This is a genomic window from Streptomyces coffeae, assembly GCF_016741875.1.
Classification (GTDB): domain Bacteria; phylum Actinomycetota; class Actinomycetes; order Streptomycetales; family Streptomycetaceae; genus Streptomyces; species Streptomyces coffeae.
Genome location: NZ_JAERRF010000065.1, coordinates 1 through 11942, shown reverse-complemented (window position 1 = coordinate 11942; position 11942 = coordinate 1). Strand labels below are relative to the sequence as shown.

Sequence of the window (11942 nt, the reverse complement as noted above, 5' to 3'; positions counted from 1 at the left end):
ATACAGCCAGCGAACTACCAGACACCCAACGCGACAAGACCACCTAACAAAGCACTACTAGGCCCTGTCCTGTCGATCTTCGTGGATCAGCCCGCGGCGTCTGGTGAGGGGGCACCTCCCAGCGGTAGCTGGGGGAGGATCGCAAGGCGGAGGGTCGTCCTCGTACTGGGCGTACTCGGAAGATCCCGACAACGCAGCGAGGCGCGGTGCCAGGCGTCGCGGGCCCGCGAAGATCGGCAGGACAGGGCCTAGCGGTCCTGTGGGGGCCAGGTGTCGCCCCAGGAGGCGTCGCGGGCCGCGCGGTAGAGGGGGCCGTGGCGTTTGGTGACCGTGCGGCGGGCCATGCCCTCGTCCTCGGTGCACAGGTCCAGCAGGACCTGGCCCTTGCGGGTCTGGGGGTGGCGGATCACGCGGGACGGGGCCGCGGGGGCGGGGAAGCGGGCCGCCGCGACATAAGCGAACTTCTCGTCCTCGTACGGCAGTGAGCCGCCCTTGACCTGGCGGTGGAGGGAGGAGCGGCTGACGCGCGCGGCGAAGTGGCACCAGTCGGCGCCGGGTTCGATGGGGCAGGCCGCGCTGTGCGGGCAGGGGGCGACCAGACGCAGGCCCGCCGCGGTGAGCCGGTCGCGGGCCTCGCGGACGCGGGTGAAGCCGTCGGGGGTGCCCGGTTCGATCAGCACCACGGCCTGGGCGGCGCGCGCGGCCTCGTCGACGACCGCGTGCCGGTCGGCCTCGGTCAGCTCGCCGAGGACGTACGAGACCGTGACGAGGTCCGTCGCGTCGGGGAGGCCGAGGTCGTCGCCGATGGCCCGGCGCTGCCACTGGGCGCCGCGCAGCGCCTCCGGGGCGGCGTGGCGGGCGAGTTCACGGCCGAGGGCGAGGGCGGGCTCGGCCCAGTCCAGGACGGTGGTGGTGTGGCCACCGTCCGGCCAGGCGGCGGCGACCGCCCAGCTGGCGGCGCCGGTGCCGCCGCCGATGTCGATGTGGGTGGCGGGGGTCCAGTCGGGGGCCTGGGCGCGGAAGGCGGTGAGGGCGGCGCGGACCGCCTCGAAGGTCGCGGGCATCCGGTAGGCGGCGTACGCGGCGACGTCGGAGCGGTCGCGCAGGACGGGCGCGTCGGTGGGGGTGCGGCCCCGGTAGTTGGCGATCAGCCGGTCGACCGCCTGTGCCGCCTGGCGGGGCGGCAGTCCGTCGAGGAGTCCGGCGAGCGCGGTGCGCAGTGTCTCGTCGGCGGGGGCGGCGTGAGGGGCGTGCATTGGGCGGATTCTACCGGCCGGGGCGGCGCTTCCGCGTGCTTCGGAGTGCGAGACGATACGTATCGGTTCGAAGAGGATCGGGGTTTCGATAGATTGGCGCCATGGCCGACAAAGCAGCCCCCGACGCCACCCGCCGCAGCCAGCGCTCGCACCGCGCGATCCTCGACGCCGCCATCGGACTCGTCGGCGAGGTGGGCTATCCCAAGCTCACCATCGAGGCCATCGCCGCCCGCGCCGGGGTCGGCAAACAGACCATCTACCGCTGGTGGCCCTCCAAGGCCGCGGTGCTGCTCGACGCCTTCGTGGCGCTCGGTGAGCGCGCCGCCCGGGAGGCGGGCGGTGCGGAGGCGTACGAGATCCCCGACACCGGGGACCTGGAGGCGGACCTGAAGATGGTGGTGCGGGCGACGGTCGACGAGCTGAACTCACCCGAGTACGACGCCCCGTCGCGCGCCCTGGCCGCCGAGACCGTGATCAACGCGGAGCTGGGCGCCGAGTTCGTCCGCCGGGTCCTGGAGCCGCAGCTCCAGCTCTATGTGAAGCGGCTGCGCGCCGCGCAGGACGCGGGGCTGGTGGATCCCGCGATCGATCCGCGGATCGCCCTGGAGCTGATCGTCGGGCCGCTGGCCCACCGCTGGCTGCTGCGGACGCTGCCGCTGACCCATGAGTACGGCGACGCCGTGGTCGAGATGGTGCTGCGGGGGATCACCGTGCGCTAGCGGGGTCACCGTGCGCTGGGCAGGGGTCCGCCCGGCGTCGCCCGCCCGGCCGTCCATCCGGCCGAGGCGCGTACCGGCGGGGGCGGGGTGCCCAGCCGCTGCGGCGCGTCCGTGATGATGCCGCCGCAGCCCAGCCGCAGCATCCGGTCCCGCTGGCCGGGGGAGTTCACGGTGTGGGCCCAGACCTGGGGTATGCCCGAGGCGACGGCCCGCCGCACATCGGCGTCCCGCGCCTGGTAGTCCACGTCCAGCAGTTCGACGAAGCCGCGCCAGTCGCGCGGCTGATCGGTGACCATCTGGCGGGCGGACCGCCACAGCTGGGTCCGCAGGCCCATGCCGTGGGCCTGCCGGGCCACCTCGGGGTGGTTGGTGTTGACGAGGACCGAGCCGACCAGCCCCCGGTCGCGGATCATCCGGGCCAGCCGCGGCAGGCTCTCCGGGTCCTTGGCCTCGACCATCAGTGTGGTCCGGCCGCCGAAGCGGTCCAGCACCTCGGCGACGGTGGGCGGGCGCTCGGAGCGCCAGCTGCCGGGGAGTGCGGGGTCGGGGCGCAGCCGTACGGTCTGCCAGTCGGCGGCGGTGAGGTTCTGCACGGGACCGGTCCGGTCCGTCGTACGGTCCAGCGTCGCGTCGTGGATCACCACCAGCGTGCCGTCCCTCAGCGCGCGGGTGTCGAAGTCCAGGACCTGGGCGTGCTGCCGGACGAAGGCGGCGGTCAGCCCGGACATGCTGTTCTCGGGCTCTTCGAGGGCGCCGCCGCGGTGCGCGGTGTAGACGATCGCCGGGTGGGCGCGGGGCGGGCGTATCGCCTCCGGAAGCGGGGCGGTGGTCAGCGGGTCGGGGCGGCGCACGGACGGCCGCGCGGAGGGGTGGGCCGCGAGAGCCACCGGTATCGACAGGGTGAGAACCGTCATACCGGTCACAAAGCGCCTGGTGATCATAAACGGAACGGTAGGGGTGATACATCCGTTATGCCCTGATATCGGCATCCGGACGTGGGTCTCTCCCGTACCCCGGATGCGGACACCGGCCACCTCCGGAGCAGGATGGTGGCAGCATTGATCGGGTACCGGTCGTACCGCCGGTACCGGCGGTGAAGCGAGGCGGTAGATGGAACGCAAGGGCAGGTTCTCCCAGTGGCTGCGTCGGCCGAGGAGCGGATCGGGCGGCGATACCGGCACGGGAGCGGGCGCCGGGGGCGTCCGCGAGGACCTGCTCATGGCCGCCGCGGCCGCGGGATTCCCGCTCGCGCCGGCCGCCCATCCGTCCGGCTACGGCTGTTCCTGTGACCGCATCGGCTGCCCCACCCCGGCCCGCCACCCCGTCTCCTTCGCCTGGCAGACCCAGGCCACCACCGACCCGGACAAGGTCTCCGGATGGCTGCGCGCCGATCCGCAGGCCAACTTCATCACCGCCACCGGCATCGTCCACGATGTGCTGGACGTCCCCGCGGACGCCGGACGGCAGGCCCTGGAGGCCCTCGGCGAGGCCGGGGTCGAGATCGGGCCCGTCGCCACCAGCAGCGCCGATCTCCAGCAGGGCCGGCTGCTGTTCTTCACCGCCACCCGCGGCACCCCGGACGACGAGGACGAGTGGTGGCCCTGTGAGCTGGACTGCCACCCCGAGACCATGGACGAGCACCCGGGGCTGCGCTGGCACTGCCGGGGCAGCTATGTGCTGATGCCACCCGCGCGGCTTCCCGCGGACGGCCATGTGGGCTGGCTGCTCGGCCCGGAGCGGCCGCTGCCCGATCCGCTGTCGCTGCTGGAGACGCTGACCGACGCCTGTGCCCGGTTCGCGGGCGAGGGCCACGACCACGACCACGCGGCCTGGCCGATGGGACGCTGAGCGGCCTCGCTGAAACTCGGTGCGGTTCGGTCGCGCCCCGAAGGGGCGGGGGGCTGTGTCGATGTGAGGCTCCGCCGCGGCTGTGTCGATGTGCGGCTCCGCCGCGTGGGCGACCCGCCTCGACGCAGCCGCTGACGAACGACGGCACTCCGCGGCACTTCCCGCGGAGCGCTCAGGCGGCCGAACACCAAGGCCGCGCCGGAGGCGTCATTCGCCCTTGGCCGCCGTCACACCCTCCAGCCGGTTGAGGAACACCACCTTGGGGTCCGCGGCGTCCTTCGCCGGGACCCGCACCGCCGACTCCGAGATCCGGGTCAGCGTGACCGCCTTCTTCGCCTCACCCGTCATCAGCGCCTTGATCTGCGGATCGGGGTTGGGCCGGAAACCCTTGGCCATCGTCTGCTTCTGGCGGTGGTGGGAGGTGAAGAACACCAGCGCCCCGCCGTCCTGGGTGCGCAGCCCCACCGGGGCGTAACGGGCGCCCTGCGCCGCGGTGTCGATGTACTCGGTCCAGAACTTCGGCGTCCGCAGGAACTTCTTCCGGGTCGCCCGTATCCCCGACGTCGACTGACCGTCGGCGAAGGTGTCGCCCTTGCCCGTCATCAAGTAGTCGGCGTACTCGGCGCTCAGCCGGTCCGGGCGGGTCGCAAGCCGACGAGCCGGGCCCTGGACCGCCACCGGCTGCGCCCAGCCGTCCTTGTCGATTGCCAGGTCCGGCACCTCGTCCTGGCTGAGGATGGACAGATACGCGGCCTTCCACGGCTCGTCGGCACCGGCCCGGGTGAACACGAACAGCCAGCGGTTGTTGTCCCGGTTGCTGTTGGTGTCCGCGACGAAGAACTTGGGCCAGCCCACCTGCTTGGGGATCCGGTAGCGGGCCCCGGTCAGCTCCAGCGCGGGGAACTTCGGGTTGCCCCCGGGCTTGTTGGCGTGCTGGGCCTTGAGGTCCGCGGCGGTGATGGCCTCGAGCGGACCCGTCTCGACCTGACTGGCCAGGGACGGGTCCAGCTCGCGGTACGCCTTGTTGTAGGTGTCGGTGAACCGCTTGAGCGCCTTCGGCGCCTCAGCCCTTTCCACCGACGGAATGTTCTCCCGCTCGCCGTGCACCGTCATGCACCCGGTCAGCGCCGTCCCCAGCGCCAGCGCCGCCGCGGCCGTCCGAACTGCGGTCTGCCGACGGGGCGGCCTGGGTGTCATGGGGCTCCGGCTCCTTCGGGGCGCTTGCGGACGGCGACACCCTACCGGGGGCGAAGAAGAAGAACAGCGTGGGGATCAGATACAGCAGCCACACCGTGACCTGGAGCCACGTCGGGTTCGGCTGGAAGTTGAACACGCCCTTGAGCAGCGTGCCGTACCAGGAGTCCGGCGGAATCGTCGCGCTGATGTCGAAGGCCCGGTCGGACAGCCCCGGCAGGAAGTCGGCCTCCTGGAGGTCGTGGAAGCCGTACGCCAGCACCCCGGCCGCCACCACGATCAGCATGCCGCCGGTCCAGGTGAAGAACTTCGCCAGGTTGATCCGGAGCGCGCCCCGGTAGAACAGCCAGCCCAGCACCACCGCGGTCAACAGCCCCAGCACCACACCGATCAGCGGGTCCGCGGTGCCGTTGTTGCTCGCCCGCACCGCCGTCCACACGAACAGCGCGGTCTCCAGGCCCTCCCGGCCCACCGCCAGGAAGGCGGTGACCACCAGTGCGCCGGTGCCCATCGCCAGCGCGGCGTCCAGCTTGCCGTGCAGCTCGGCCTTCAGATGGCGGGCGGTGCGCCGCATCCAGAAGACCATCCAGGTCACCAGGGCGACCGCGATGAGCGACAGCGAACCGCCCAGCGCCTCCTGCGCCTCGAAGGTCAGCTCCTGCGAACCGAACTCCAGCGCCGCGCCGAAGGACAGGCTGAGCGCCACCGCGGTGGCGATTCCCAGCCACACCGGCCGCAGCGCGTCCCGCCGCCCGGTCTTGACCAGATAGGCGACCAGGATGCACACGACCAGGCTGGCTTCGAGCCCTTCGCGCAAACCGATCAGATAGTTGCCGAACACGAGGTTCGCCTTCCTCTCAGGGGTCCCTCAGGAGAACAGCGCCCGGCCCCACCAGTCGTCCTTGTCCCGGACGCCCGGCGGAACGGCGAAGAGCGCCGAACCCACGTGCTGGATGTACTCGTTGAGCGCGTCCTGCCGCGCGAGATTGCGCTGTACCGGTACGAACCCATTGCGTACGTCGTGCTGGTAGGCCAGGAAGAACAGACCGGCGTCCAGCCGCCCCAGGCCGTCGGTGCCGTCGGTGAAGGAGTAGCCGCGGCGCAGCAGCCGCACCCCGCCGTTGGAGTCCGGGTGGGCGAGGCGGACATGGGCGTCGGGCAGCATCGCCTTGAGGTTGGGCTCGTCCCGCTCGCGCTGTTTGCCGTACGGCGCGCCCTCGCCCTTGTCCCGGCCGAAGATGTCCTCCTGCTCCTTGAGCGAGGTGCGGTCCCAGGTCTCGATGTGCATCCGGATGCGCCGGGCCACCAGGTAGGAGCCGCCCACCAGCCAGTCCGGGCCCGCCTTCTCGCCCACCCACACATGCTTCTTCAGGGCCGCTTCGTCGGTGCCGGAGATGTTCCGGGTGCCGTCCTTGAAGCCCATCATGTTGCGCGGGGTCTGGGCCTCGGGAGTGGTCGAGGACGTCTTGCCGAAGCCCAGCTGCGACCAGCGGATGGCGACCGTGCCCATGCCGATCCGGGCGAGGTTGCGGATGGCGTGCACGGCCACCTGCGGATCGTCGGCGCACGCCTGGACGCACAGATCGCCGTCGCTGCGGGCCGCGTCGAGGTTGTCACCGGGGAAGGCGGGCAGATCGATCAGGGCCTTGGGACGGCGTCCCGCGAGGCCGAACCGGTCCTTGCCCTTCTTGTCCTCGAACAGGCCCGGCCCGAAGCCGATGGTGAGGGTGAGCCGGGACGCCTTGAGGCCGAGCGCCTCACCGGTGTCGTCCGGCGGAGCCTCCGCCAGGTCGCTGACCGCGCCACCGCCGACGGCGTGGCCCTGGGTCATCCGGGCGGCGGCCTTCGTCCACTCCTTCAGCATCGCGATCAGTGCGTCGCGGTCGTCGGTGGTGACGTCGAAGGCCGCGAAGTGCAGCCGGTCCTGCACCGCGGTGGCGATACCCGCCTGGTGCGTGCCGTAGAAGGGCACCGCGGCACCGCTGTCGGCCACCGGCCGGGTCTTGTCCTCGCCGCCGCTCAAGGCGGCCGCCGTGCCTCCGGCGGCCGCGGCGCCGAGCGCGAGCCCGGCGCCTCCCCAGCCGATCAGGGCGCGGCGTGAGGGGCTCGTCACGTCCTCGTCGGTCATGTCCGGCTTCTCCCTGTCCCGTTGGCGTTCCATGGGTGTTCGGTGGCGGCGGTCACTTGACGACCACGGCGGCGGCGAGCTGCGACAGCGGCTCGGCCAGCGCGTTGACCGCGTCCGAGAGCTCCTTGCGGTCCGCCTTGGAGACGGTGTCGTAGGAGACGAAGCCGTCGCCCTTGCGGTAGCCGTCCAGCAGCTTCTTGACTGCCTTGAACTGCTTGTCCAGCTCCTTGGTCAGGGTGGGCTTCTTCTGGGAGGCCACCGGCCGCAGCAGGGTGTACGAGGTCTCGGCGCCCTCGACGTTGGCCTGGAAGTCCACCAGGTCGGTGTGGCTGTAGCGCTCCTCCTCACCGGTGACCTTGCCGGTCTGCACCTCGTCCAGCAGCTCCTTGGCGCCGTTGGCCATGGCGGTGGGGGTGATGTCGGCGGTGCCGACCCGCTTCTGCCAGTCCTTGAGGTCCTTCACCAGCAGGTCGGCGAGGTCCTTGTCGGCCTGGGTGATCTTCTTGGTCTTCCACAGCGACTTCTCGAGCCGGTGCCAGCCGGTCCACTTCTGGCCCTTCTCCAGACCGTCCTCGCGCACATCGACCTTTGGGTCGATGTCACCGAAGGACTCGGCGACCGGCTCGGTGCGCTCCCAGCCGATACGGGAGGGCGCGTAGGCCTTCTTGGCGGCCTCGAGGTCGCCCTTCTTGACCGCGTCGGTGAACTTCTCGACCGCGGGCAGCGTCTCGTCGGCCTGGGTCTGGACATAGGTGCGGTACGCGGCGACCGCCTTGTCCAGCTGGGGGTCGCGCTTGGCGGCCTTGCCCTTGCCGGTGGCCGACACCTTCTGGCGGATGCCGTCGCCCTTCATCCCGGGCTTGCAGGCGATCTCGTAGGTACCGGCCTTGACCTCGGCGTTGATCGTGGTCTTGGTGCCGGGGCCGATGTTCTCCCGCTCGGTGACGATCCGGTCGCCCGGGGCGTACACATAGACCTCGGTGACCTTGGAACCCTTGTTCTCCACGGCCAGCTTGACGTGCCCGGCGGGGAAGGAGGTCTTGGAGACCTCGCACTTCTTGTCGGAGGCGGTTACCTGGACGGCGTCGGAGTCCTTGGCGTCGGACTTCTCGGCGCAGCCGGCGACGGCGGTGATCGTCGTCAGCGCCGATATCGCGGCGACAACAGCGGTGCGAGCGGCTCGCATACGGGCTCCAGGCAGGCTCAGAGGTGGTACGGACGGACAAAACGGCACGGCGCGCCGATAAGGCTGCCCTAACTTAACTGAGGCTTGCCTGCACAGTTCCTATGGAGTCTCATGATTCAGTCATCACAAGGTAAAGATTTCGCCATGTGGTGCGTCATGGCGTGGCAGAACCAACAGTTTCGTGGTCCGCGGCGCGGGCACGCGCGGAGAACCCTTACGCGCTGAGCGGGAACTCCCGGCCCAGCTCCCGGAAGACCGCCATGTTCAGTGCGAAGGCGTGCCGGCACTCCTCGATCACACGCTGCTTCTCCAGATCGTCCACCGGCAGCGCGTCCAGCAGCGCGCGGTACTCGCGCTTGAAGGCGGCCGGGTTGCCGATCGCCTCGAAGACGTAGAACCGCACGCCGTCGCCCTTCCGCGCGAACCCCCAGTGCTTCTCCGCCGTGCCCCGGACGATCTGGCCGCCGGACAGATCGCCGAGATAGCGGGTGTAGTGGTGGGCGACATAGCCCCCGGGCCACTCGCGGGCGCACCACCGAACCCGGTCCGCGTACGCCCGCGTGGCGGGCAGTGCAGACAGCCCCGCGCGCCAGTCCGGGCCACCGAGATGGCACAGATCGCGCTCCAGCGCGGCCGTGCGGGCCAGTTCGGGCCGGATGAACGGACCCGTCACCGGATCCACCACCAGGGCCTCGGACGCGGACTCCAGGGCGTGGTAGACGAACCACAGCTGCTCGGTGTAGCGGCGGTAGGCCGCCACCCCGAGGCGGCCCCCGAGCAGGTCGCTCATGAACGTCGAGTTCTTGACCTCGGTGTGCGCCGCGTGTGAGGCGGTGGTGATGAGCGTCGAGAACGGGGTGGGGGCGGCGGGTGCGGCGTCCGCGGTGGACCTCCGGGTACCGATGCGGGTAGGTTAGGCTTGCCTAAGTCGCTTGGTTCGTTCACGTCAATACTTTCCCGACAGGCTGTCGGTAAACCTCGACGCGTAGCTTCCGCCGCCCGCCACCCGCTTCCGGCGGGGCCGGGGTCACGGCAGGGTCAGGATCTCCGTGCCCGTCTCCGTCACTACCAGCGTGTGCTCGAACTGCGCCGTCCGCCTGCGGTCCTTGGTGACCACCGTCCAGCCGTCCTCCCACATGTCGTACTCATGGGTGCCCAGCGTCAGCATCGGCTCGATGGTGAAGGTCATCCCCGGCTTGATCTCGGTCGTGTGGTGCGGGCTGTCGTAGTGCGGCACGATCAGGCCCGAGTGGAACGAGGTGTTGATGCCGTGGCCGGTGAAGTCGCGGACCACGCCGTAGCCGAAGCGCTTGGCGTACGACTCGATGACCCGGCCGATGATGTTGATCCGGCGGCCCGGCTTGACCGCCTTGATCGCGCGGTTGAGGGACTCCCGCGTCCGCTCCACCAGCAGCCGCGACTCCTCGTCCACCTCACCGCACAGATAGGTGGCGTTGTTGTCCCCGTGCACCCCGCCGATGTAGGCGGTGACGTCGAGGTTCACGATGTCGCCGTCGCGCAGCACGGTGCTGTCCGGGATGCCGTGGCAGATGACCTCGTTGAGCGAGGAGCACAGCGACTTGGGGAAGCCGCGGTAGCCCAGCGTCGACGGATAGGCGCCGTGGTCGCACATGTACTCGTGCGCCACCCGGTCCAGCTCGTCCGTGGTGACACCGGGCTCGATCAGCTTCGCGGCCTCCGCCATGGCGCGCGCGGCGATCCGCCCCGCGATCCGCATCTTCTCGATCGTCTCGGCGTCCTGGACCTCGGGCCCCTCGTACGGTGCCGGGCCCTCCTTCCCGACGTACTCGGGCCGCGGGATCGAGGCGGGAACGGGGCGGGTGGGGGAGAGCGTCCCCGGGGCAAGAAGTGACTGGCCAGACATATCAGCGAGTGTATCGGCGGCGCATCGGGCAGCATGGCGAGCATGGCGACAAGGCGGACGCCACGGTGCGCGACGGAGCGCGCGGAGGACGGAGAGCGGGATGGCACTGTTCAAGAAGAGAGCCGCGGGCAAGCCCGGCGAGTGGTACTACTGCCTCAAGCACGGCACGGTCGAGGAGGGCCCGGAATGCCGCGCCGCCGACCGCATGGGGCCGTACGCCACCCGTGAGGAGGCCGGCCACGCGATGGAGACCGCGCGCGAGCGGAACGAGGAGTGGCGACACGACCCCCGCTGGCAGAACGAGCCACGCGAAGACTGACTCCCTGACCCCCGTTCGCCCTCGCATCTCGGTCAGGCTCGGGCCGGTGCGGGGGCGGCCTCGCGGACCTGGCGGGCGTGTTCGTCGGTGCGGGCGTCGTAGGTCATCAGCCGTGGCAGGGTCAGCGCCAGCAGGCCCACGGACACCACACAGGCCGCGCCGCCCGACCACACCGCCGCCCGCACCCCCGTGAGCCCGGCGACCGTACCCGCCCGGACCTGGCCCAGCTGCGGCCCGGTCGCGTAGGACAGCAGCTCGATACCGGCCAGTCGGCCCCGGAGCCGGTCGGGGATGGTCTGGTTCCAGAGGGTGGCGCGGAACAGCCCGCTGACCATGTCGCCGCCGCCCGCAACCGCCAGGCACAGCAGCACCAGCCAGATGTTGCCCAGCCAGCCCGCCACGGCCATCGCCAGCCCCCACACCGCGGCGCCCAGCACCACCATCCGGCCGTGCCGGTGGATCCGGGACGTCCAGCCGCTGGTCAGGCTGATCACCACCGAGCCGACCGACCCCGCCGCGTACATCAGGCCCAGTGCCCAGGGCGCGTCCAGATCGTCGGCGAGGAAGGGGAAGATCGCGTTCGGGAAGGCGAAGAACATCGCGGTCATGTCCACCGCGTAGGTGCCCAGCAACTCCTTGCGCCGCCAGGCGTAGCGCGCCCCCTCGCCGATCGCGCGCAGCGACGGCTTCTCGGCGTCATGGGCGGGCGGCGCCGGGGACAGCCCGAAGGCGAGCAGCAGCGAGACGGCGAAGGTGAGCAGATCGAGGCCGTAGGCGAACGGCAGCCCGGCGTACGCCACGACCACACCGGCGAGCGAGGGGCCCGCGATGGCCGACAGCTGCCAGCGGATCGAGTTGAGCGCGGCGGCGGCCGTGAGCTGGTCGTGCGGCACGATCCGGGCCGTGACCGCGTCGATGGCGGGTCGCTGGAGGCCGACGAGCGCGCTGGTGAGCCCCGCGACGGCGTACAGCGGCCAGAGCATGGGGTCCGGCAGCAGGCTGTTGACGAGCAGGACGGCGGCGAGCACACCGAGCCCGGCCTCGGTGAGGAGGATCAGCTTCCGGCGGTCCAGGGCGTCCGCGAGCGCCCCGCCGTAGAGCCCGAAGACGACCAGCGGCACCAGCTCGACCGCCCCGATGGCGCCGACCGCGAAGGCCGAACTGGTCAACTCCTTGATCTGGAGGGGCAGTGCCACCATCGTCAGAAAGCTGCCGAAGGCGGTCACCATCCCGGCGGTCCACATCAGCCGGAAGTCGCGGGAGGAACGCCAGGGCGCGAGGTCGGGAAGGAGCGCGCGCTTGCGCGCTCGATCGTCCGTGGGGGTCACCGAATCTCCCGGAGGATGCCCCAGGCTTCAGGCTGGGGAGGAATCCGGCTTCCCTCGGAGCGGGGCAGGGAAAGCCGAT

General features: G+C 71.0%; 13 protein-coding genes. 4 read left to right on the top strand and 9 right to left on the bottom strand.

The window, feature by feature from the left end; translation table 11 throughout:
- Positions 1-248: 248 nt before the first annotated feature.
- A complete protein-coding gene (locus JK363_RS40415; RefSeq protein WP_201883325.1) occupies positions 249-1256 on the bottom strand; it encodes a small ribosomal subunit Rsm22 family protein in 1008 nt (335 codons plus the stop codon).
- A 101-nt stretch (positions 1257-1357) separates the two neighbouring features.
- Here JK363_RS40415 and JK363_RS40410 point away from each other — a divergent pair, with 101 nt between their 5' ends.
- The gene (locus tag JK363_RS40410; RefSeq protein ID WP_201883324.1) at positions 1358-1975 is read left to right on the top strand and encodes a TetR/AcrR family transcriptional regulator; all 618 of its coding nucleotides are present in this window, start codon (positions 1358-1360) and stop codon (positions 1973-1975) included.
- A 5-nt stretch (positions 1976-1980) separates the two neighbouring features.
- Here the strand turns inward: JK363_RS40410 and JK363_RS40405 are convergent, their stop codons facing one another.
- The gene (locus tag JK363_RS40405) at positions 1981-2916 is read right to left on the bottom strand and encodes a glycerophosphodiester phosphodiesterase (RefSeq protein ID WP_201883323.1); all 936 of its coding nucleotides are present in this window, start codon (positions 2914-2916) and stop codon (positions 1981-1983) included.
- A 169-nt stretch (positions 2917-3085) separates the two neighbouring features.
- On the opposite strand from JK363_RS40405, the gene JK363_RS40400 reads away from it, so the two are divergent.
- Entirely contained in the window at positions 3086-3823 is a 738-nt protein-coding gene (locus tag JK363_RS40400) for a bifunctional DNA primase/polymerase (protein ID WP_201883322.1), read from the top strand.
- Between the two features lie 207 nt (positions 3824-4030).
- Here JK363_RS40400 and JK363_RS40395 read toward each other — a convergent pair whose 3' ends face one another.
- The 5 genes from JK363_RS40395 to JK363_RS40375 form a co-directional block, all read right to left on the bottom strand.
- Positions 4031-4948 carry an SCO2278 family lipoprotein gene (locus tag JK363_RS40395; RefSeq protein WP_504752591.1) on the bottom strand — a complete coding sequence of 306 codons (918 nt, stop codon included), beginning with the start codon at positions 4946-4948 and terminating at the stop codon, positions 4031-4033.
- Positions 4887-5858: an iron uptake transporter permease EfeU gene (efeU, locus tag JK363_RS40390; RefSeq protein WP_201883321.1), complete on the bottom strand. Its 972-nt coding sequence runs from the start codon at positions 5856-5858 to the stop codon at positions 4887-4889. Before efeU ends, JK363_RS40395 begins: the two co-directional genes overlap by 62 nt.
- 27 nt (positions 5859-5885) lie before the next feature.
- A complete protein-coding gene (gene efeB, locus JK363_RS40385) occupies positions 5886-7145 on the bottom strand; it encodes an iron uptake transporter deferrochelatase/peroxidase subunit (protein WP_201883320.1) in 1260 nt (419 codons plus the stop codon).
- 52 nt (positions 7146-7197) lie between these two features.
- Complete coding sequence (efeO, locus tag JK363_RS40380) at positions 7198-8331, bottom strand: iron uptake system protein EfeO (RefSeq protein WP_201883319.1); 1134 nt, start codon at positions 8329-8331, stop codon at positions 7198-7200.
- Between the two features lie 214 nt (positions 8332-8545).
- The gene (locus JK363_RS40375; protein ID WP_307822088.1) at positions 8546-9172 is read right to left on the bottom strand and encodes a biliverdin-producing heme oxygenase; all 627 of its coding nucleotides are present in this window, start codon (positions 9170-9172) and stop codon (positions 8546-8548) included.
- Between JK363_RS40375 and JK363_RS44510 the strand changes: the two genes are divergently transcribed.
- Positions 9120-9248, top strand: a complete 129-nt coding sequence (locus JK363_RS44510) for a hypothetical protein (RefSeq protein ID WP_307822087.1) — start codon at positions 9120-9122, stop codon at positions 9246-9248. The two genes, JK363_RS40375 and JK363_RS44510, sit on opposite strands and share 53 nt — an antisense overlap.
- A 110-nt stretch (positions 9249-9358) precedes the next feature.
- On the opposite strand, the gene map is transcribed toward JK363_RS44510, so the two are convergent.
- The gene (map, locus tag JK363_RS40370; protein ID WP_201883318.1) at positions 9359-10216 is read right to left on the bottom strand and encodes a type I methionyl aminopeptidase; all 858 of its coding nucleotides are present in this window, start codon (positions 10214-10216) and stop codon (positions 9359-9361) included.
- Between the two features lie 100 nt (positions 10217-10316).
- Between map and JK363_RS40365 the strand changes: the two genes are divergently transcribed.
- Complete coding sequence (locus tag JK363_RS40365) at positions 10317-10535, top strand: hypothetical protein (protein WP_201883317.1); 219 nt, start codon at positions 10317-10319, stop codon at positions 10533-10535.
- 32 nt (positions 10536-10567) lie between these two features.
- Here the strand turns inward: JK363_RS40365 and JK363_RS40360 are convergent, their stop codons facing one another.
- On the bottom strand, positions 10568-11863 hold the full coding sequence (locus JK363_RS40360) for an MFS transporter (protein ID WP_307822086.1): 1296 nt from the start codon (positions 11861-11863) through the stop codon (positions 10568-10570).
- Between the last annotated feature and the right edge of the window lie 79 nt (positions 11864-11942).

What these genes read in the sequence shown, in the direction of transcription:
- JK363_RS40415 (WP_201883325.1), bottom strand. Translation starts at nt 1,256, where the DNA reads ATGCACGCCCCTCACGCCGCCCCCGCCGACGAGACACTGCGCACCGCG.
- JK363_RS40410 (WP_201883324.1), top strand. Translation starts at nt 1,358, where the DNA reads ATGGCCGACAAAGCAGCCCCCGACGCCACCCGCCGCAGCCAGCGCTCG.
- JK363_RS40405 (WP_201883323.1), bottom strand. Translation starts at nt 2,916, where the DNA reads ATGATCACCAGGCGCTTTGTGACCGGTATGACGGTTCTCACCCTGTCG.
- JK363_RS40400 (WP_201883322.1), top strand. Translation starts at nt 3,086, where the DNA reads ATGGAACGCAAGGGCAGGTTCTCCCAGTGGCTGCGTCGGCCGAGGAGC.
- efeB (WP_201883320.1), bottom strand. Translation starts at nt 7,145, where the DNA reads ATGACCGACGAGGACGTGACGAGCCCCTCACGCCGCGCCCTGATCGGC.
- efeO (WP_201883319.1), bottom strand. Translation starts at nt 8,331, where the DNA reads ATGCGAGCCGCTCGCACCGCTGTTGTCGCCGCGATATCGGCGCTGACG.
- JK363_RS44510 (WP_307822087.1), top strand. Translation starts at nt 9,120, where the DNA reads ATGAACGTCGAGTTCTTGACCTCGGTGTGCGCCGCGTGTGAGGCGGTG.
- map (WP_201883318.1), bottom strand. Translation starts at nt 10,216, where the DNA reads ATGTCTGGCCAGTCACTTCTTGCCCCGGGGACGCTCTCCCCCACCCGC.
- JK363_RS40365 (WP_201883317.1), top strand. Translation starts at nt 10,317, where the DNA reads ATGGCACTGTTCAAGAAGAGAGCCGCGGGCAAGCCCGGCGAGTGGTAC.